General features: G+C 30.6%; 23 protein-coding genes. 1 reads left to right on the top strand and 22 read right to left on the bottom strand.

From position 1 onward, the window contains the following. Nucleotide 1 precedes the first annotated feature (1 nt). The 14 genes from ACWW38_RS16610 to flgL all read right to left on the bottom strand — a co-directional run bounded on the left by ACWW38_RS16610 (nucleotide 2) and on the right by flgL (nucleotide 12,474). The gene (locus ACWW38_RS16610; RefSeq protein ID WP_456258636.1) at nucleotides 2-895 is read right to left on the bottom strand and encodes an aldo/keto reductase; all 894 of its coding nucleotides are present in this window, start codon (nucleotides 893-895) and stop codon (nucleotides 2-4) included. 63 nt (nucleotides 896-958) lie between these two features. After that, a complete protein-coding gene (pseB, locus tag ACWW38_RS16605; RefSeq protein WP_456258635.1) occupies nucleotides 959-1,972 on the bottom strand; it encodes a UDP-N-acetylglucosamine 4,6-dehydratase (inverting) in 1,014 nt (337 codons plus the stop codon). 30 nt (nucleotides 1,973-2,002) lie between these two features. Then, nucleotides 2,003-2,350 (bottom strand): hypothetical protein, encoded by a 348-nt coding sequence (locus ACWW38_RS16600; protein WP_456258634.1) that lies wholly within the window; start codon nucleotides 2,348-2,350, stop codon nucleotides 2,003-2,005. Beyond that, nucleotides 2,351-4,150 (bottom strand): motility associated factor glycosyltransferase family protein, encoded by a 1,800-nt coding sequence (locus ACWW38_RS16595; protein WP_456258633.1) that lies wholly within the window; start codon nucleotides 4,148-4,150, stop codon nucleotides 2,351-2,353. Nucleotides 4,151-4,304: 154 nt separating this feature from the next. After that, the gene (gene hag, locus ACWW38_RS16590; protein ID WP_456258632.1) at nucleotides 4,305-5,138 is read right to left on the bottom strand and encodes a flagellin Hag; all 834 of its coding nucleotides are present in this window, start codon (nucleotides 5,136-5,138) and stop codon (nucleotides 4,305-4,307) included. Between the two features lie 141 nt (nucleotides 5,139-5,279). Continuing rightward, nucleotides 5,280-6,104 carry a flagellin N-terminal helical domain-containing protein gene (locus ACWW38_RS16585; RefSeq protein ID WP_456258631.1) on the bottom strand — a complete coding sequence of 275 codons (825 nt, stop codon included), beginning with the start codon at nucleotides 6,102-6,104 and terminating at the stop codon, nucleotides 5,280-5,282. Nucleotides 6,105-6,239: 135 nt separating this feature from the next. Next, nucleotides 6,240-6,593, bottom strand: a complete 354-nt coding sequence (locus ACWW38_RS16580) for a hypothetical protein (RefSeq protein WP_456258630.1) — start codon at nucleotides 6,591-6,593, stop codon at nucleotides 6,240-6,242. 14 nt (nucleotides 6,594-6,607) lie between these two features. Further along, nucleotides 6,608-9,031 carry a flagellar filament capping protein FliD gene (gene fliD / locus ACWW38_RS16575; RefSeq protein WP_456258629.1) on the bottom strand — a complete coding sequence of 808 codons (2,424 nt, stop codon included), beginning with the start codon at nucleotides 9,029-9,031 and terminating at the stop codon, nucleotides 6,608-6,610. Nucleotides 9,032-9,089: 58 nt separating this feature from the next. Further along, complete coding sequence (gene fliS, locus ACWW38_RS16570; protein WP_456258628.1) at nucleotides 9,090-9,476, bottom strand: flagellar export chaperone FliS; 387 nt, start codon at nucleotides 9,474-9,476, stop codon at nucleotides 9,090-9,092. 24 nt (nucleotides 9,477-9,500) lie between these two features. Next, nucleotides 9,501-9,815 carry a hypothetical protein gene (locus ACWW38_RS16565; RefSeq protein ID WP_456258627.1) on the bottom strand — a complete coding sequence of 105 codons (315 nt, stop codon included), beginning with the start codon at nucleotides 9,813-9,815 and terminating at the stop codon, nucleotides 9,501-9,503. A gap of 18 nt (nucleotides 9,816-9,833) precedes the next feature. Further along, a complete protein-coding gene (locus tag ACWW38_RS16560; protein ID WP_456258626.1) occupies nucleotides 9,834-10,229 on the bottom strand; it encodes a flagellar protein FlaG in 396 nt (131 codons plus the stop codon). Between the two features lie 44 nt (nucleotides 10,230-10,273). Continuing rightward, nucleotides 10,274-10,489 (bottom strand): carbon storage regulator CsrA, encoded by a 216-nt coding sequence (gene csrA, locus ACWW38_RS16555; RefSeq protein ID WP_456258625.1) that lies wholly within the window; start codon nucleotides 10,487-10,489, stop codon nucleotides 10,274-10,276. Then, nucleotides 10,490-10,921 carry a flagellar assembly protein FliW gene (gene fliW / locus ACWW38_RS16550; protein WP_456258624.1) on the bottom strand — a complete coding sequence of 144 codons (432 nt, stop codon included), beginning with the start codon at nucleotides 10,919-10,921 and terminating at the stop codon, nucleotides 10,490-10,492. 146 nt (nucleotides 10,922-11,067) lie between these two features. Next, complete coding sequence (gene flgL / locus ACWW38_RS16545) at nucleotides 11,068-12,474, bottom strand: flagellar hook-associated protein FlgL (RefSeq protein WP_456258623.1); 1,407 nt, start codon at nucleotides 12,472-12,474, stop codon at nucleotides 11,068-11,070. A 170-nt stretch (nucleotides 12,475-12,644) separates the two neighbouring features. Between flgL and ACWW38_RS16540 the strand changes: the two genes are divergently transcribed. After that, complete coding sequence (locus ACWW38_RS16540; RefSeq protein ID WP_456258622.1) at nucleotides 12,645-12,974, top strand: four helix bundle protein; 330 nt, start codon at nucleotides 12,645-12,647, stop codon at nucleotides 12,972-12,974. Here the strand turns inward: ACWW38_RS16540 and flgK are convergent. The 8 genes from flgK to ACWW38_RS16500 form a co-directional block, all read right to left on the bottom strand. Continuing rightward, nucleotides 12,964-14,889, bottom strand: coding sequence for a flagellar hook-associated protein FlgK (gene flgK / locus ACWW38_RS16535; protein ID WP_456258621.1), 1,926 nt, complete (start codon nucleotides 14,887-14,889; stop codon nucleotides 12,964-12,966). The genes ACWW38_RS16540 and flgK overlap by 11 nt on opposite strands. 111 nt (nucleotides 14,890-15,000) lie before the next feature. After that, nucleotides 15,001-15,438, bottom strand: a complete 438-nt coding sequence (locus ACWW38_RS16530) for a flagellar protein FlgN (RefSeq protein ID WP_456258620.1) — start codon at nucleotides 15,436-15,438, stop codon at nucleotides 15,001-15,003. Between the two features lie 32 nt (nucleotides 15,439-15,470). After that, entirely contained in the window at nucleotides 15,471-15,746 is a 276-nt protein-coding gene (flgM, locus tag ACWW38_RS16525) for a flagellar biosynthesis anti-sigma factor FlgM (RefSeq protein WP_456258619.1), read from the bottom strand. Between the two features lie 302 nt (nucleotides 15,747-16,048). Continuing rightward, nucleotides 16,049-17,248 carry a flagellar motor switch phosphatase FliY gene (gene fliY, locus ACWW38_RS16520; RefSeq protein WP_456258618.1) on the bottom strand — a complete coding sequence of 400 codons (1,200 nt, stop codon included), beginning with the start codon at nucleotides 17,246-17,248 and terminating at the stop codon, nucleotides 16,049-16,051. After that, entirely contained in the window at nucleotides 17,241-18,236 is a 996-nt protein-coding gene (gene fliM, locus ACWW38_RS16515; protein ID WP_456258617.1) for a flagellar motor switch protein FliM, read from the bottom strand. Before fliM ends, fliY begins: the two co-directional genes overlap by 8 nt. Nucleotides 18,237-18,257: 21 nt before the next feature. Further along, on the bottom strand, nucleotides 18,258-18,659 hold the full coding sequence (locus ACWW38_RS16510) for a chemotaxis protein CheW (protein WP_456258616.1): 402 nt from the start codon (nucleotides 18,657-18,659) through the stop codon (nucleotides 18,258-18,260). A gap of 17 nt (nucleotides 18,660-18,676) precedes the next feature. Further along, complete coding sequence (locus ACWW38_RS16505) at nucleotides 18,677-19,036, bottom strand: response regulator (protein ID WP_456258615.1); 360 nt, start codon at nucleotides 19,034-19,036, stop codon at nucleotides 18,677-18,679. Between the two features lie 16 nt (nucleotides 19,037-19,052). Then, complete coding sequence (locus ACWW38_RS16500; protein ID WP_456258614.1) at nucleotides 19,053-19,655, bottom strand: chemotaxis protein CheC; 603 nt, start codon at nucleotides 19,653-19,655, stop codon at nucleotides 19,053-19,055. Between the last annotated feature and the right edge of the window lie 10 nt (nucleotides 19,656-19,665).

Genomic DNA, 19,665 nt, shown 5'->3' with positions numbered 1-19,665 from the left:
ATTAAAACCTCCAATTTCTTGGATCTACTAATTCTTTAGGTATTTTTGAGAACTTATTTTTAATTATTTCTCTGTCAACACTATTTTCACCTTTAATTGTTATGATTTCTTTTAGCTGTTTAATAGAATCAACACCAAATACTATACTATCTATACTTTCATGATTCATTAAATAACTTATAGCAATCTCGCTAATACTCAATTTATAATAATTAGATATCTCTTTTAATTCTATAATATAATTTCTTATTTCGTACAATTCCCTAGGTAGCTTATCTTGATTAATAAAAATTAATCCTTGAACAAATGCACTTCTAACAAAAGTTTTAATATTTTTTTTCTTTAACTTAGTTAATTTATCTGATTCTAAAATTCTTTGGTTAAAAATACTGGCTGGAAATTGAATTGTATCAAAATTATATTTTGAAAGTACATCTATAGATTCCAAATCATAAATTGAATATCCTATATTTTTGGTATATCCTTTATCTTTCAATTTTATAAGAATTAAAGCTATTATATCACCATACTTCACTAAATCATTATAATCATGCAACATAATATTATCTAATTTATCAACTCTAAGTTTTTCAAGCGATAAATATACCTGTTCCTCTACATATTGCCACACATAATCTTTTGAAATATTTTTATTTGAAATAGACGGTATTTTCGAGGTAATATATAAATCATTATGCTTACTACTTTCCATCCACTTTCCAATTACATTTTCGCTATCTCCGTATGCAACTGCAGTATCTATTGACCTAATGCCATTTGCATATGCATATTCAAGCATTTCAATGCTTTTATTTAAATCAGGTTTTCCAAAATGATTATTAATACCGTACTTTAATCCAAATTGAGCTGTACCAAGTGTTAATTTTAATGACATATTATCGCCTTGCTTCCATAATAAAGTATTGTTTAATTTGTTATCTTCCTATTATTTTTATTATTACTCTTTTAAAATTCCTAATTTAACTAACTCTGTTTTTAAATCTTTTACTCCTAGCCACTCATTATTAGTTCCTGAATCATATTCAAAGCCCTCTTCTATAAGTTTTCCACCATTAGTATAGTGCTTTGATTCTTTCCACCAATTAAAATGAGGATAAACTATATAGTGTTCTGGATATTCATAGGTGTATCTTGAGTCATCCTTAGTTACCATTACTTCATGTAGTTTTTCTCCTTCTCTTATACCTACTTCCTTTAGTTTACAATCTGGTAGCATTGCCTTTGCCAAATCTATTACTTTAAATGAAGATATCTTGGATATGTAAGTTTCTCCCCCTTTAGATTCTTTTAATGCTTTAAGCACTAATTCTACTCCCTGCTCTAGTGTTATCCAAAATCTAGTCATTCTAAAATCCGTTATAGGAAGCTCCTTACACCCACTTTCTATTAAGGATTTAAAAAATGGAATTACAGAGCCTCTACTTCCTGCTACATTACCATATCTAACTACTGAAAATATAGTTCCACACTCTCCTGAGTAAGCATTAGCAGCAATAAAAAGTTTATCGGATACTAACTTTGTTCCTCCATATAAATTTATTGGATTTACCGCTTTGTCTGTAGATAAGGCTACAACTTTTTTAACCCCTCTATCCAGTGCTGCATCTATTATATTTTGTGCTCCATGTATATTTGTCTTTATAGCTTCAAAGGGATTATACTCACAAGCTGGTACCTGCTTCATAGCCGCAGCATGTACAACATAATCCACCCCATTAAAAGCTCTATATAATCTATCCTTATCTCTTACATCTCCTATAAAAAATCTAAGCTTGTCTACTTTATCTGGATATTTCAATGAAAATTCTTTTTTCATTAAATCCTGTTTAAATTCATCTCTTGAATATATAATTACTTTTTTAGGATTATACTTTTCTAAAATTATTTCAGTAAATTTTTTACCAAAGGAGCCTGTCCCTCCTGTTATTAAAACTATTTTATCTGATAGCATATTATCTCCCCTTAAATATCTATTGTTCTACTAATTAGCTAAACTTAAATTAATCTTTTCTTCAATATCATCTATAATTGGAATCAATTCATACTGAAACAAATCTCCAACTAAAATAAAATCATTATTTTCAACAGCTTCTACTATTTCTTCTAGTTTTTCATTCAATTCATATAATGATATTTCTGATTTTTGAATGTCCTTTGTTAATTCGATAACCTGTGTAAGCCACTCTATACCATCAACTATTAAAGGTATCGCCTCTAACCCTATATTTTCATCCCCTGTCTGAAATTTTTCAGCTGAATTTATTATACCTAGTTTTAAGTTTCCAATATATTCACTAGCAGTTTTTAGTGCTTCAAACTTCTCATTCACTTATATTTCCCCCTTTAAGCTTTCTATTCCATCTTTTAAAATTGGCATAAACTCTTTTATTTTATCCCTTATTCCTTTATATAAAGTCATACTTTTTTCTGCCACTTTTATGCTATTCTCTCTTTCACTATCCTTAGAATTTAACATATATTCAGTATTACATAATACATTCTCTATAGTCTCAAATAATAATGAATTTATAAGAATTATTCTTTCCCTATTTTCTTTTATATAATTATCTATTTCATCTAACTTTCTATTTATTTTACTTATATTAATGTTTATATTTTTTGCAAATGCAAGATACATATCATTAGAATAGTTTAGTGCTTTTTCTGCTTTTTTGCATATTTTATCTAATATCTCTTCACTTTCTTCTAAATATTTTAGTATTTTTTCTTTTACTACCATAGGGTGGTGTTTTAATATATTTTTTATTTTTTCTTTTTCTATGTCTTCTTTTCCATATTGTTCTATGGTTCTATCTAGAGATTGAACTATAGTTCCCTCCATATTTGCTCCACCCTCAGTACTATTTATAAAAATTTTATCATTATAATTATTTATTATTCCCTCCATATTAAGCCTATATATATTTAATATTCTATCTGTTTTAACTAAATTACCAAAGATATCTTTAACCTCTATAGTATCTATTTCGTTGTCTATTATATTTTTTTCTTGAAAAACAGAAGAATCTGAATGTAGTTTCTCTTCTGTGTAAGCAAAATCTTGTCCTATAAATGTAATAGGATTACATCCTAAATAAACTGCAAAAGATGTGCAAGTATGAGCAACTGACCCTCCTGTTATCAATCCATCCACATCATATTCTAACATAACAGAAGTTAATGGGTTACCTGAAAATAAAACTTTAGGTCCTCTATATAAATCCATAGCTTTATAGCTAGTATTCTCATAAAATACTAATGGAATTTCATACTCAGAATAGTCCTCTATAAACTTACAATTAAACTCTTTAGGATCTATCATACATATAAAATCAGGTGTTATACCATTTTTAATTAATGAACCTAGGCTTCTAGCTCCTGTTATTATTATAAATTTGCCTTGAACAGATTTTAATTTATGAATATTTTTCTCTAAAGATGGTCCGGCAGAAACCACTATAGAAGGTTTATCTTTAAATTCATTTTGAAAATAATTTATTGGAGTAGATTTTACTATGTGTTTTAAGTTATTTATAAAAGCTTTTGTAAACGTTTCTGAAAAATACTTTGTAGTAATATTATTCATTAATGAATTTTCCATAACCTTTTTCAAAACATAAAACGTTTCTAATAGAGGCTTTTGATATATCTTATCATATTTTGAGAATACTTTTATTTTTATATATTTTTTTACATTCATATTATCTATAATGGTATTAAATAAGCTTTCTATTTCTTCTTTTTTATATAGATGTAGAATTACTCTATCGTCTTCTATTATATCATTTGAATATTCTACTTCTATAAATTTATTTAATACATTTATATCAGGTTCTATAATTAAAATTTTATTATCCTTTTCTAATTTTTTTAAGATTTCTTTTATATGTTCTCCTGAAGCTAAACCAAAAACTATTATTATACTTTTAGAAGTTATATCTTCTAAATCATCTAGAAAAGTATCTATATCTCTTTGAACATTATATTTACTTCCTAAATATATATTTTTTCCTTCTTTATTTATTTTTATTATATATCTGTTATCCTTACTTTTTTCTAAAGAATATTCTTTATCTATATCTTTAAAATTTTTTAGATACTGTAATGTTTTATCTGTAAAGTTGTTCATACTACACCTCTAATATAGTTAATCTTTTCTTATTATGTTTCGTTATTTTTTATAATAACTTTACTATGAGTAAGAATTTGTTTTTATCAATTATTCAATTAAAAAAGAGCTAGAGAAAATTTCTCTAACTCTTTTTTATAAAATAATTTTCTGCTTATCTTAATAATTGAAGAACTCCTTGTGGTGCTTGGTTTGCTTGAGCTAACATTGCTTGTGCAGCTTGAGATAATATATTAGTCTTAGTGAAGTTCATCATTTCTTTTGCCATATCTACATCTCTTATTCTTGATTCTGCTGCTTGTAAGTTTTCTGATGAATTATCTAAGTTTGCTATTGTATGTTCTAATCTGTTTTGGTTAGCTCCAAGTTTTGCTCTTTCTTCTGATACAGTATTTATAGCTGTATCTATTGTTGTTATCATTCCAGTTATAGATGCTGCTGTTCCATCTACCTTTACTTTAGCTGCGTCAACACCTAAAGCAGATGCGTTCATTTTGCCAATATTTAAAGCAATTGTCTGACCACTATTAGCACCTATTTGGAAAGTCATTGCGTTAGCAGCACCAGATGCTGTTCCATCTAATAATTTTTTTGTATTAAATTCTGTCTGAGTTGCTATTCTATCTATTTCTGCTTGTAATTGTTCAACTTCTTTATTTAAGTTTTTTCTATCAACTGTTACATTTGTATCATTACTTGCTTGAACTGCAAGTTCTCTCATTCTTTGAAGAATTGAGTGTGTTTCATTTAATGCACCTTCAGCTGTTTGGATTAATGATATAGCATCTTGAGAGTTTCTTGATGCTTGGTTTAATCCTCTGATTTGGCCTCTCATTTTTTCAGAAATTGCTAGTCCTGCTGCGTCGTCTCCAGCTCTGTTTATTCTTAAGCCTGAAGATAATTTTTCAATAGCCTTTCCTGTATTTCCTGTGTTTATACTCATCTGTCTATGAGCGTTCATTGCATTTAAATTGTGGTTAATTATCATCTTTTATTCCTCCTTGAATTTTTTGAGCGTCCATGCTCTTGTTTTATACTTCAATAATTTATAAAGGAAATTCCTTCTCCTTATGTCGAATGAGTAAGCGATTCACACAATTTTAGAAAAACATTAAAATTGGTTCACTGCTTATCTTAATAACTGCAGCACTCCTTGTGGTGCTTGGTTAGCTTGTGCTAACATTGCTTGTGCAGCTTGAGATAGTATATTAGTCTTAGTGAAGTTCATCATTTCTTTTGCCATATCTACGTCTCTTATTCTTGATTCTGCTGCTTGTAAGTTTTCTGATGAATTATCTAAGTTTGCTATTGTATGTTCTAATCTGTTTTGGTTAGCTCCAAGTTTTGCTCTTTCTTCCGACACAGTATTTATTGCTTTATCTATTATTTCTACCATTCCAGTTATGTCGCCAGCACTTTTGCCTGAAAAAGTAACTTGTGCAGTATCTACACTTAGTTTAGCTGCATCCATTTTATTAATTGTAATTGAAATCATTTGATCTTTGTTAGCACCTATTTGGAATTTAACATTTGCTGCAGAACCGTTTAAAAGCTTTTTAGTGTTAAATTCTGTTTGGTCTGATATTCTTGTTATTTCTTTTTGCAGTTCTTTAACTTCCTTATCTAGATTTTTTCTATCTACATCTACGTTTGTATCATTAGTTGCTTGAACTGCAAGTTCTCTCATTCTTTGAAGAATTGAGTGTGTTTCATTTAATGCACCTTCAGCTGTTTGGATTAATGATATAGCATCTTGAGAGTTTCTTGATGCTTGGTTTAATCCTCTGATTTGTCCTCTCATTTTTTCAGAAATTGCTAGTCCTGCTGCGTCGTCTCCAGCTCTGTTTATTCTTAAGCCTGAAGATAATTTTTCAATAGCCTTTCCTGTATTTCCTGTGTTTATACTCATTTGTCTATGAGCGTTCATTGCATTTAAATTGTGATTAATTATCATTCTTTATTCCTCCTTGAATTTTCTTTAAGATAAACCTCCTTGTTTATCTTTTGAATTATTATTTATATAAAGCTTTTGCTTTATAATCACCATAGTATATATTTCGTAATAGGCATACATTACTTTACACTTTATCTAAATTTTTTTATTAAAATATATTGAGTCTACAGCTGATGTCCTTTTGTAAGATTTATTAGCTGTTTTATTATTTAAAATATTATTTATTTTGTCTTTTACATCTAGTCTTTTATTATTTATTAGGTTCTTTAGTTTTTCTTGAAGGGTTATGATTTGAAGCTCTGTTGCTATACTACTAAACTCTTCCTTGCTATACTCCAATTTATCCATGTTTTTAATAGCTTTTTCTCTATTATCAAGTATGTCACTTAAAGAGTCTATTTTTTCTTCTTCCAATGCAACAATAAGTTCTAAAGTATATTTTTTATAGGCTTCAAGTTCTTTTCTCAAATTTTCTAAATTGTAATTCATATTTCACTCCTAAACTATTGACCACCGCCACCAAATTGTTGCGCTAACCATGCAGATTGTTGATTCATTTGGCTCATGGCTCTTTCTAACTGGGCAAATTGAAGATAATATTTATTTTCTTTATCCGCTAATTTTTCATTTAGTCTATCAATTAAATCATCTTTTTCAGTTATATATTTGGATAGTGTACTATTTAAATCACTAAAGTCTCCCTTTATGCCTGCTTTTTCTAGAAGGGACCCTTTGCGGCCTTTTGAATCTCTTGTAATCCTTGTGTAGTCTTGAAGTATATCATTAACTCTTTGAAATATTCCTTCATCTTCATATCTTTCTTTTCTTTGAGAAGCTGTTAAGTCAGGATTATAATACTTGTAATTTGATGAAGTTTCTTTAGTAAATAAACTGGCTACTTTATCCCCATTTTCACTTATAGCCTTTTTAAGCTTTTCTTCATCTATTACAAGTTTTCCTCCTTCTTTATAGTCTCTTGAGGTTGTAATGCCTATATCACTAAGGGAGATACCAGCTCCTTCAACCTTGTCCGAGAAGGCTTGTCTTAATCTTATGAGCATACCTTGAAGTTGACTATCCCCTTTTATTATACCCATTTTAGCTCTCTCTTCCCAAAGTTTTATGTCATCATCCTTCATGTCTTTTCTTTGTTCATCTGTAAGAGGCTGATACTTGTATTGTTTTTTCTCAGTAAGCTTACTATTTATTTTTCCTATTATTTCATTATATTTGTCTACAAGTGATTTTATATTTTCAAAGGTTTTAGATGGATCCTTTGATAAATTGAAGGTTATATCAGTTCCTATTGGAGTATTGTTACTTAACTGATAATTCACACCATCTATAGTGAAGTTGTTTGTAGGTTTTGAAACTTTTGTTCCATTTATGGTGACTACAGCATCTTCACCGGTAGCTTCTATAGTACTAGTACCAAATAAAGTACTTAAAAAGCTACCGGTTACATCTTTAGCACTAACTTTAGATAACATACCTTCATTCTTAGAAGAAATTGAAAACTTATTAGTAAGTTGACTATATGAAATATCTACATTTGCCTTACTTGAAATATCAGCTAGTATATCAGATATGGTTTTATTATTATCTACTCCTGTACTAGTAAAATCATAATTAAATTCTACTCCGTTAATTGTAAACCCTACTTTTGCATTTACTAAATTGGACATTTTTTCTGTAGAATTCATACTTAGCTCATAGTTGTCTGGAACTCCCAAAACCGATGATGCATTTCCATACATACGAATTTGTTTTCCTGAAGTTGAAGAAAGCATAACATTTCCTTCTGAAGTTCTACTAACTGCAAGTGATGATGATATATTACTTGTACTACCATCTGATATTTTCTTTGCATTTTTTAAAGCATCTGTTACTCTTATTAATATATCTGAGTCATCTGTTTTTCCTGGAGCTATTTTTATTTCATAAGTATCTGTACCTACAATTATATTAAGTGTATCATTAAAGTCAGAAATTATTTCTTTTGAATAGGTTAATTGATCCATATTTGTTGATACATCTGTACCTGTTATACCATCTCCAAATTCACTACCAGCTAAGCTAATCTGATTTACATTAAATCCATTAGGAGTTGAAGATATAGTTCCTAAAAATGATATACTAGTTCCATCAGCACTTAATTCCGCTTTAACCGTATCTGTTAAAGTTTTAGTTCCATCTGTAGACTTTAATCCTTTTAATTTATTGTTAATCTGAGTAGTAAGATCCTCTAAGGTATAGTTACCATTATCCAATTTAACTTGAAAGTCTTTATCCACTCCATCTATATTTACTTTTAAATCCACAATATTATTATCATCTTTAATTTCTAATAAATTCATAAACTTTATGGAACCATCTTTTACTACGGCTTTTACTTTATCTTTTAAAGTGGAATCACTAATTTTATTATTTATTTCAGCACTTAAGGAATTTAAATCTCTATAATCCCCTTTAGACAAAGTTATTTCATTACCACCTATTACCATTTTATCATTGCTATCATCTATATTTATTCTAAAGTTTGTTTTACCTACTGTACTTACGTTATTAAATACTGCACCTGAGAACTCAGCTTTCTTAGCAACTTTTTCTACATTCATTGTATAACTTCCACCTACTGCATTAGCACCTGGAGTTACTTTAACTCCATTAGCTTCTGCAGCTCCACTTACTTGATAACTTGCATAATTTCTATTAGATAACATATATGTGTCTGATTTTAATACATCAAAGTATGTGCTTTTGAACATATTAAAATCCTCAAGTACTCCTCTGTATGCTTCTTGCTGCCATACCAATGCTTGTCTTTGTTGTTTTACTTTATCTACCTTCATATATTCAGCCTTCATTAGCTGTTTTACCATATTATCGGTGTCCATTCCGGTAGCAAGACCAGGTATCCTTAACATACTTATACATTCCACCTTTCCTTATATATTTTAGTAAAGAAAATTTTTGCTTATTGTTTTATCTAGATGAAGCTGCCAGCTTATAAACTTCATGCCACATATCTTTTATTTCATCAATTAATGGAATGACTTCATCTAATATTTCTGTGCTCTTTTTTATATTTGCCTCAGCTAACTTTCTTGTTATAAATTCATACAGTGCCATAAGGTTCTTTAACCAATTTTCTCCACTTGATACATCTAAAGTAGCCATAAGTTCATAAAATATGTCTTGAGTTCTTGTTAAATTGTCATGAGCTTTTGATATGTTTTTATCCAAGATAGCTTGTCTAGCTACTTTTACATATTTTGCCGCCCCATCTACTAGCATCAACAAGAGTTGTTCTTTTGATGAAAAATTAACGCTATTTTGTTTATAGGTATTATATGCATTAGATGGATACATCTTTTAAAAGACCTCCTATTTATTTTATCTTTTAGTGTTTAAAAATCTACCTCTTGTATAATCTTCAATGACATTTTCTTTTACCGCTTGTATCTCCACAGTTTTTTCTTTTACACTTTTTTCTATTTTTTCTGCCTGTACTTGAAATCTATTCTTCTCATCCTTTTGCCTTTTTGAAAGTTCTTTTTGAAATTCTTCCTTTTGTTCTTTATGTTTTCTTTCTCTTTCTTCTTCACTTATTCTTGTTGTCTCTTTATTCCCGTGGACAATTCCTTCTTTTGTAGAATCATTAACTATTTGTCTCAGTTCAGTGTCTATTTTGTTAAGTCTGAATTCCATAGAGAACACCCCCCATTTTTAGGCTTTTTCATCAAACATTACTCCTGCTAGGCGGCACATCTCTGCTACCATGTCCAGGATCTTTTTAGGTGGTATTTCTTTTATTACTTCTTTTGTATTGTTGTCTATTATTCTAATTACAAATTGAGTTTTTAACTTATCATGTCTTTCATATTCTACATGGGTGTTTTCACCTTGCAGAAACTTGTTTAATTTTTCTACAGATTTTTTTATTTGCTTTTCTGTGAATTCTCCTTGACCTTTACCTTTATCCATATGTTCCATGGATTTTTCATTTCCTAATACAGGAAGATTATTTTGAATATTTGCCTTTACATTATCACTTATCGGCACTGAGCTTTGCCCTAAAGTAACGTTATTTTGTCCTCCTTGACTTATAACATTGACACCCATTTTACACACTCCCTTATTTTAATGAGACTCACTCCATTGATAACTCATTTTTTAATACTTTTAAGCAATTCTAAATCTGAAACAACTGATTTTTTATTCTGTTCTTGTATTTCATTGTAGAGTTCTTTTCTTAAAATAGTTATGCTTTTTGGTGCTTCTATGGCAATCTTTACTGAACCATTTTCTATACTAACTACTTTTATCTCAATATCATCTCCAAGTATTAAACCTTCTCCTTCTTTTCTCTTTATAACAAGCATTTACGCACCAGCCTTTATTAGTGGATATTTTATTAAATATTCTTCGTTATTTAGAATTATTTGTTCCCCTAATTTATATTTTTTATTTATTATTATAGGGGCACGCAAATTAGTTGTAATGTTTTCCACTTTAGAATCTAGCGTTACTGTGTTTAATACTATTACTTGATCCTGAGACTCTATTTTTAGTCTCTCAATTAAACTGTCTTCAAGTTTAAATTCATAGTCTTCCATTGCATAAAAAGGCGAAATCACAACTAAAGCTACGGCTTCATCATCAATGGAATGCAGTATACTAAATATTTCATTTTCTTCAGCTGGAAAAATAATAAATTTCCTCAGTTCTTCAAAACCAGGCAATCCTTTGTTAAAAATTATTACATCTTTTTCCTCATATTCACGTTTTCCATGATATTTTGTATTTAGCTTCAATTTTACTAACCCCCGCTTTTTTTAGTAACCAGTTGCCAGTTGCCAGTGATCAGTCCAGAATGTTGTACTGGTTACTGGGGCTTGGTTACTAGTTACTATCCTCCCTAGTACCTGCTTTCTATCTCGTTTATCTGATGACTACCATTTTATCTAAGGTAATCTAATAGTGATGGTTGTAGTACTCGTGCACTTGCTTGAAGCGATGCCATGTACACTGTTTGAGCCACAGCAAACTCCATAGTTTTCTCAGTAAAATCTATATCTTCAGTTTTTGATAATATTTCTGTCATATTAAAATTAGAATCTAGATTTTTATCCTTCGCACTATCCATTCTATTTTGCTTTGCTCCAACTTCTGAACGAATTTTAAGAAAATTATTTATTGCATCTGTCATATTTTTAAGATCTCCATTAACTAGATCCTTCACAGAATCTGGACTTGCAATAGAGCCATCATCATTTTTACCATCAAGATGATTTATTATATTGTTCAAGATGTTTCTTAAATCTTTACTTTCTCCATTGTCATTTTTAAATTCCATAACTTCTGTAGCTGTTACATTATAATCCATAACTACCGCTTGCGCTATTTGAACCTTAAGTTTTGTTCCAATTTGGTTATATTCAGCACCATCAACTAATTCTCCGCCATCTTTTTTATAGTAAATTAGTCTGGCATTATCTAAATTATTATCTTTATATTCAGAAGTGCTCTTATTTATTGCTATAGAAGGATGAGTTATTGAAATTTCATAATTAACCCCACTTCCTTCTTCAGAATTAGTATTAACAAACATTACTTTACCTTCAGAATAATTTGGAATTGCCTTTAATTTATTTTCAGCATCGGTTCCTTCCATCTTTTTATTTATTATACTAGCAAGATCACTTAAACTCGTGATTTTAGTATCCTTTGCAATAGTAATATCAGGTAGTGGAGTTCCAGCTCCACTAACAGGTTGTTTTGTTATTTTAATTGTGATAGGAGATTTTAGTGTATAATCCTTATTAATAATTGAATCAACGGGCGTAGATGTAGCAGGAGGTGTTACAGTATTATCTATTATTATCTTTTTTGTAGAAGCAGCATTTCCAAAGTTAGTTCCACCTAATACCTCCACTGGTTTTGTTGTGCCCCTTGTTCCTCCAAAAATATAGGAGCCGTCGAAGTTTGTGTTTAGTATTTGGCCCATTTCTCCTATTTTTTCATTTATTTCATCTTTTATTGCCAATCTTTCATTTCCGCTATAGGCACCATTGCCGGCATTTACTAAAAGTTCTCTTATTCTTTGAAGTACGTCAATTCCTTGTCCCAATGCTGTATCTGTAGTATCTAGCCAATTAATTGTACTTGTAATGTTACTATTAAATTGCTTATTTGTGTTTATATCAGTATGCAGCTGCATAGCTCTAGCAACTTTAAAAGGATCATCTGAAGGCTTTCTTATTTCCTTTCCACTTGTAAGCTGTTGCTGCAAGGTTTTTAAGTTGCTAAGATTTCTTGTCATATCCGTTAAAAAATTATTTGAAAGCATTTTATTTGTAATTCTCACTAAAACTCACTCCCGTTCGTTTTTAGTAACCAATGGCCAGTTATCAGTGGCCAGTAATTTGAGCCTAGTTACTAGTTTTTATTTATAAAAATAAAGTTTTTATTGAAATATGCATTGGACTTTAGTCAATACTCATAAATGTAATAAATTAATTGTAAGTAGGTGCATTTATGAGATTTGAAGAAAATAGTATTATATATAAAAAATCTTTTAATTTTTCATTAGATATAATAAATTTATACAAATATCTAATTGAAGAAAAGAAAGAATATATTATGTCAAAACAATTATTGCGTTGTGGAACAAGTATAGGTGCAAATGTTAGCGAAAGCTTTAATGCTCAAAGTAAAAAAGACTTAATAGCTAAACTCTATATTTCATTAAAAGAAGCTGGAGAATGTGAATACTGGTTAAAACTTTTAGTTGCCAGCAATACTATAGATAATTCCTATGTAGTTCACTGGTCACTGGTCACTAGATTTAAAGCGCCTAGCGCTTAAGTCCATTAACCACCACATCTAAAAGTTCATCTACCGTTGAAATTATCTTTGCATTAGCTCCATAGGCATGTTGAAACTGGATTAAGTTAGCCATTTCTTCATCTAGAGAAACTCCTGATATTGAGTCCCTTCGCTCTTGAAAGCCTTGAAGTAAAGTTTCTTGATTTGCAACGGTACGCAAAGCCTCTTGTTCTTGTATACCTAATTTATCTACTGTATCTTTAAAATAAGCATCTATTTTCATTCCGTTAATATCACTACTTATTGTGGACATGTCTATGCTTACATCATTTGTAAAAATCCCTACAAAGTCAGCTCTTGTAGTATCTACTTTTATATCTTGAATTTTTAATAAGGTATTTCTCAATTTTGCTATAGCTAAAGCTCTTCTTCCGTCCTTTTCTCCACTTTGATCGTTTTGTGATGCAAAAGCATACTGATCATCACTGGATCTTGTTTTAATTTCCATAACATTGTCAAGTATCTGCTTATTAACAGATATGTTTCCCGCAGTAATTTCCACTTCACCATCTAAGGCACTTTGCAGGGCAGCTGTAGTTCCAGTTACACCATCATAAAGTATATGTTTCGTGCCATTAAGCACATATAAATCTTTAGCTTTATCATTGTTTACGAAAAAGGGCATATAATCTGCATCTGGTGGCTGCTCTGTTGGATCAGCGGCACTACCTATATCTGTTTTACCACTATGAATAGCATTCACTGAAAAAGCAATTGCCTTTGCCAATTTATTTAATTGATCTATATAACTGTCCACGTCCTTCTGCACTGACATATATCCTTTAAGCTCTCCCCTATATATGTCATCTTTTAAATCAAAAAGTCCTAAGTTTTTAAAGTTTACAGGGTCTCCATTTTTTATTGGAGTTCCATCAGCTTTTATAGGTAGTCCATTATTATCATCATTATTTCTATCTACCTGAGACCAAAGAACTCTGCCTTGGTCAAGTCTCTTAAATTCCTCTTCATTATTAATCTTTAATGTAAATGTACCTTCTTTATCCTTGTCCCCATTTTTTAAATAAGTTATAGTATATGTTCCCGGTACTCCTGACTTTTGTCCATCTTTTGGCTCTATACTTTTAATATAAGAAAACCTTCTTACTGAATCATTAGGACTTCTTTTTACCAAATATGGATTTCCTATGTTTCCATTTCCCTCAATATTGCTAGTATAGTTTGGTTTTAAATTTATAGAGTAGAAATTATCCTTTTCTACTGTTATATTGAACTTTTCGCTAAGTTGATCTAGCAGTAAATCTCTTTGATCTAAAAGATCGTTCGGCTCCATCCCTGAGATTTTAACACTCATTATCTGCTGATTTAATTTATCTACTCTATCTAAAATTCCATTCACATCAAAAATTGATTGTTTTATAGATTCTTGAGCATTTTTCTTTACTTCCATCAATTGATTGTATGTGTGATTAAGTTCATCTGCAAGAGCTGCTGATTGTTGTGCTACTACTGTTCGAGAGTTAGAATCCTCTGCCTTTGTAGAAAGCTCCTCCCAGGCATTAAAAAACTTTCCTATTAGTGTAGACATGGCTGTATCAGAGGGTTCATTAAAAATACTTTCAACTTCACTAAGATATTTATCTCTTGCTTGATACTGACCAAGTGTACTTTTCTCTCTTCTTACTTGATAATCCATAAATTCATCTCTTATCCTCTGTATTGCTTTAACCTCTACCCCAGTACCTATTTGTCCTGGTCCAATAGCACTGTTCATTGATGGCATACCAAAAGGTTTAGTTGTTTCAAGTATAGCTCTTTGTCTTGAATAGCCTTGCGTATTTGCATTAGCTATATTATGTGTTGTTACGTCTATAGCCTTTTGTTGTGAAAATAAACCTCTTTTACCTATATTAAAAGTTGCAAATAAACCTGACACATTATCACTCCTTTTTTTAGTAACCAGTAACCAAGTCCCAGTAACCAGCAAACCCACTATTTTTTTATCCCCATAACTGGTTACTTGTTACTGGTAACTGGCTACTGGTTACTATCTTCCTATTTTTCCGTATCCATTATATGTTTTCGCTTGTCTATCTGGATTTAATAGCATAAGCATCTTATTTGTAAAACTTAAGCCCTGCTTTATTAAAAGCTCATTTGTATCCTTTTGAAGTCTAATCTCTTCTAACAATCTTCTTAGGTTTTTAAAATTATTTTCTAGTTCTTTATCGTTTAGTTGCTGAATTAATTTACCAAAAGTTTTATCTTTTAACATATCTTTTGTTAATTCTCTTCTCTTCAATTCAGCATTTGCTATTTTTTGATTAGAAGTTTGTATTTTTTCTACCATCGATTCCATATTGAAAACATCATTTTTTACTATATAGGAATGCTGTTCTTCCATCAACTTCAGCAGCTCACTTAGGGTATCAATTTGAATAATCATAAGCTGATTTAACTGTTTCTTAAATTCATACATATTCATATACTTATATGTTCACCTCTACCTTATAATTATTAGCCTATTCTTCCCTTCATGGCATCTACCATCTTTTCAGCAACTAACCTAGCATTCACTTTATAAGTGCCATTTGATATTTCCGCTCTTATTCTTTCAAGTCTTTCACTAGATATGTTTGTAGGCTCATCACTGCTAAAAGTACTTAGACTTTTGCCAAGTTGTGAAATCTCTATATAATCCTTTTTTGTGCTATCTTTGCACTTATTAACTTCCCTTTTATTTCTATCATACATATTTATTACTTTATTTACCGATGCTCCTGTAATTTTCATTCCCTACACTCCTCAATTCCTATAATTCATCTATTACCATTATCGAATTAACAAAAATAAAGTTTACACTTTTTAAATAAAAAAAGAGAATAAATGCAAGAATTTATTCATCTTTAATTCTATCTTTTATTGTATTAAAATTTTATTTTAAAAACAAAAGTAATAAATATGCAAAGTAGACATATTAAGTGTGTTTTGAGCTGGATAAATATTACATTAAAATGAATCTTTAAGTTTTATTTCATGCAAAATCAAAAGAAGGCATATGGCGTAAAATATACCATGCACCTTCCCATATTTAATTATCCTTTTAAAGTTTTTACTCTTTCTTCACTGCTTACAATATTTATTATTCTAACGCCAAAGTTTTCATCTACAACAACAACTTCTCCATAGGCAACTTTTTTACCATTAACATGAATTTCTACTGGTTCTTCAGCAAGCTTATCCAATTCTACAAGAGAGCCTGTACCTAAACTTAGTACATCTTTTATAGTCATTTTTGCTTTACCTAGAACAACAGAAATTTCAAGTGGTACATCTAATATTAAATCAATATTCTTAGGAGCATCGTGTACAGCTACTTGGCTTAGCGGCTGGAAGGATGCTTGATGTACATTTATTGGAGGCTGAGGTGCATATTGTTGTGTATACTGTGTAACTTGTTCTGGTTCATTATTATATATCTCAGCTGGTTTTGGTTGAACTTCTTGTTGAGGCTGAGGCCCTGCAATCTTTGGAGTCTCTTTTTTCTCTTCTATTTCTTCTTGTCCCATCATTATAGATACTATTTTCTTAGCTGTTCTTATAGGAAGTATCTGCATTATAGTGCTATCAACTAAATCACCAATGGCCATTTTAAAAGAAACTTTTATTATTTCTTCGTCTTCACTTATGCTGTCTGCAAGGGGCGATGTTAAATCTGCCCATATCTTAGAAGTAGGTGGAGATATATTTACCTCTCTTGCAAACATAGTTGCCATAGATGTAGCTGCTGAGCCTATCATCTGATTCATAGCCTCAGAGACAGCACTGACTTCAAGTTCTGATAAATCAGCCTTACCTTCGTCTAACTTTCCATCTTTACCCATCATCAAATCTGCAATAACAGCTGCATCTGATATCTTCATTACAAGTAAATTTCCACCAACAATACCACTTGTGTACTTTACCTCTAAAGCTATGTTAGGAACATGGAATGTATCCCTTAACTCTCTTAAAGTAGTAACTGTGACTTCTGGAGTAGTTATATTTACTTGTTGCCCTATTATTGTAGAAAGCGCAGTAGAAGCTGATCCCATAGAAATATTTCCTATTTCACCTAACAAATCTATTTCGATATCTGTTATTGAATCATTTTTCTTTGCTTGTTCTTCTACCTTGGGTATTTCGCTTTCAGCATTTCCTTCTGAAGATGAATTTTCTTCACTTTGACTGCTGCCCCCTCCATTTAAAAGAGCATCAATTTCATCTTGTGAAAGGAATCCATTATCGCTACTCATAGTTTTCCACATCCTTATCAATAATATCTAGTATCTGAACGCCCTTATTCTTATTGATTGTTCCTGGCTTTCCATATAAATAAGGCTGATCTCCAACCACAATCTTGACAGGGGTTGTAATATTGTCATTTAAAGTTACTACATCCCCGATAGAAAGTCTTAAAAAGTCTCCTACTGATATATTAGTGCCGCCAAGTACAGCAGTTACAGATAAGTCCACTATACCCAATCTCTTTTTAAGTTTTTGTTTAGATTCTTCTAATATTTCTTCATCATTTTCTCTAAACCAGTATTGTACAACTAACTTATCTAAAACTTTTTCTATGCTTAGGTAAGGAATACATATATTAATAAATGTACTACTTCCACCCATTTCAACTGAAAAAGTTATTAGAGCTACAGGCTCACTTGGAGCCAAAGTTTGATTTAATGCAGGATTTGTTTCTAAACCTTCTATCTCTGTTTCAACTTCTAATACATCTTCCCATGCAAGTTTTAGATTAGCAATTAAACCTTTATTTATTTGTCTTATTATATTTTTATCTATATCGGTAAATTCCCTTGCTTTATACGGGCCTATCCCTGAACCTCCTAATAGAACATCTATAACTTGATATACAAATTGAGGATTTGTTTCAAAAAGTATAGATCCATTTAATGGAGGCATCTTAAATATTGTTAATATAGTTGGGTTAGGCACAGAGTGAATAAATTCCTCATAAGTTATCTGTTGAACTGTTTCAATTTTAATTTTTACATTTGATCTTACTTGAGCACTCAGGTAGTTAGAAATTATTCTTGCAAAGTTATCATGAACAAGTTCTAGTGTTCTAATATGATCCTTAGAAAATTTTTGAGGTCTTCTAAAGTCATATTGCTTAACTTTCTGCTTCTCTTCTTCCTTCTCAAGTTCTTCAGGATTTAATTCACCAGAGTCCAAGGCAGATAAAAGGGCATCTATTTCTCCTTGCGATAAAACGTCTGCCATGTTTGTCCCTCATTTCTATATCTAATTTACAAACAATTTGTCAATATCTATTAAGGTTACCACTCTATCCTTAAAGTTGATAACGCCTTTGATATAACCTTTTCTTTGATCATCAACTTTTTCAACTATATTTTCTTCTATCTCTAAAACTTCGTCTACTTGATCTACTGTAATTCCTACTTGTTCATCTTGCATTTTAAGTATAATTATATTGCTTTGTTCATTTTCTTCAGTTTTAGATATGTTTAGAAGTAAATTTATATCTAAAAGTGAAATTACATTTCCTCTTAAGTTTATTAATCCTTTTATATGTTGTGGAGCTTTAGGTACTTTTGTTATTTCCATAATATCATTTATACCTTGAACATTTGCTGTTTCTACTGCAAATTGTTCATCTCCAAGTTTAAATATAACTACTTGCACTTTTCACTCCTCCTCTATTAACCTACTGCTTTTCTAATAGCTTCAAGGACCCTTTCTGCTTGGAATGGCTTAACTATAAAATCTCTAGCTCCTGATCTTATAGCATCCATTACCATAGTTTGTTGTCCCATAGCGCTACACATAATTATTTTTGCAGCAGGATCAAAAGCTTTTATAGCCTTTACTGCTTCAATTCCATCCATATCTGGCATTGTTATATCCATTGTAACAACATCAGGATTTTCGGACTTATATAATTCCACTGCTTTAAGTCCGTTACTTGCTTCACCTACTATTTGATATCCATTTTTTTCTAATATGTCCTTTATCATCATTCTCATAAAAGCAGCATCATCAACAATTAATACTTTAGCCATGTGTTTATAACCTCCATTAATTTACTCCTAGTGTATTCAATATTTTTTCTAATGATCCCGGCATGGGAATATAGTAAAAATGTCCACTTATTTCTTCGTTATTGTTTTGTAAAAATCTAGTTTCTAAGTCCAATACTTGTTCATCAAATTGACCTGATTCTATAAATGTTGTAGATAATATTGCACCTAACATATCATAGCTAACTGCTGGTACTGAAGGGGTTATAGCTAGATTTGTAAACTTAGCTATAGCATTCATATAGGAAGTTGCTATTATATTTCCAATTTCAGAAAGTACTGAATGTCCCATCTCCGTTAATTGTTCTGACTCTTCTCCTGTTAAAGTTTTGATAATTTGAAACGCAGTTTCCTTCTCTAGTACAAAGAGTATATTTCCTGGAGTATCACCAAGTACTCTAACAATTATTCCTATAACAACTCTTTCCGTACCATCCCCTGAAAAAACATCATCAAAAGGAACAATATTAACTGCCGGCACTGTCATATCAACAGTTTTATTTAAAAGTTGAGATAGTGCAGTGGCAGCATTTCCAGCTCCAATGTTCCCCACTTCTCTTAGGGCATCTAGTTGCATGGGAGTCATGTCAAGATAACTCATCAAAATTCCT

The organism is Clostridium sp. JNZ J1-5 (genome assembly GCF_053901425.1).
This window is presented reverse-complemented; position numbering and strand designations above follow the sequence as displayed.

Bases quoted from the DNA above. Each gene is read 5' to 3' on its own strand.
- ACWW38_RS16595 (WP_456258633.1), bottom strand. From the start codon at position 4,150: ATGAACAACTTTACAGATAAAACATTACAGTATCTAAAAAATTTTAAA.
- ACWW38_RS16565 (WP_456258627.1), bottom strand. From the start codon at position 9,815: ATGGAATTCAGACTTAACAAAATAGACACTGAACTGAGACAAATAGTT.
- ACWW38_RS16610 (WP_456258636.1), bottom strand. From the start codon at position 895: ATGTCATTAAAATTAACACTTGGTACAGCTCAATTTGGATTAAAGTAC.
- fliY (WP_456258618.1), bottom strand. From the start codon at position 17,248: ATGAGTAGCGATAATGGATTCCTTTCACAAGATGAAATTGATGCTCTT.
- ACWW38_RS16580 (WP_456258630.1), bottom strand. From the start codon at position 6,593: ATGAATTACAATTTAGAAAATTTGAGAAAAGAACTTGAAGCCTATAAA.
- hag (WP_456258632.1), bottom strand. From the start codon at position 5,138: ATGATAATTAACCACAATTTAAATGCAATGAACGCTCATAGACAGATG.
- ACWW38_RS16585 (WP_456258631.1), bottom strand. From the start codon at position 6,104: ATGATAATTAATCACAATTTAAATGCAATGAACGCTCATAGACAAATG.
- ACWW38_RS16505 (WP_456258615.1), bottom strand. From the start codon at position 19,036: ATGGCTAAAGTATTAATTGTTGATGATGCTGCTTTTATGAGAATGATG.
- ACWW38_RS16560 (WP_456258626.1), bottom strand. From the start codon at position 10,229: ATGGGTGTCAATGTTATAAGTCAAGGAGGACAAAATAACGTTACTTTA.
- csrA (WP_456258625.1), bottom strand. From the start codon at position 10,489: ATGCTTGTTATAAAGAGAAAAGAAGGAGAAGGTTTAATACTTGGAGAT.
- ACWW38_RS16500 (WP_456258614.1), bottom strand. From the start codon at position 19,655: ATGAGTTATCTTGACATGACTCCCATGCAACTAGATGCCCTAAGAGAA.
- fliD (WP_456258629.1), bottom strand. From the start codon at position 9,031: ATGTTAAGGATACCTGGTCTTGCTACCGGAATGGACACCGATAATATG.
- ACWW38_RS16530 (WP_456258620.1), bottom strand. From the start codon at position 15,438: ATGAATATGTATGAATTTAAGAAACAGTTAAATCAGCTTATGATTATT.
- fliS (WP_456258628.1), bottom strand. From the start codon at position 9,476: ATGTATCCATCTAATGCATATAATACCTATAAACAAAATAGCGTTAAT.
- fliM (WP_456258617.1), bottom strand. From the start codon at position 18,236: ATGGCAGACGTTTTATCGCAAGGAGAAATAGATGCCCTTTTATCTGCC.
- ACWW38_RS16540 (WP_456258622.1), top strand. From the start codon at position 12,645: ATGAGATTTGAAGAAAATAGTATTATATATAAAAAATCTTTTAATTTT.
- flgM (WP_456258619.1), bottom strand. From the start codon at position 15,746: ATGAAAATTACAGGAGCATCGGTAAATAAAGTAATAAATATGTATGAT.
- pseB (WP_456258635.1), bottom strand. From the start codon at position 1,972: ATGCTATCAGATAAAATAGTTTTAATAACAGGAGGGACAGGCTCCTTT.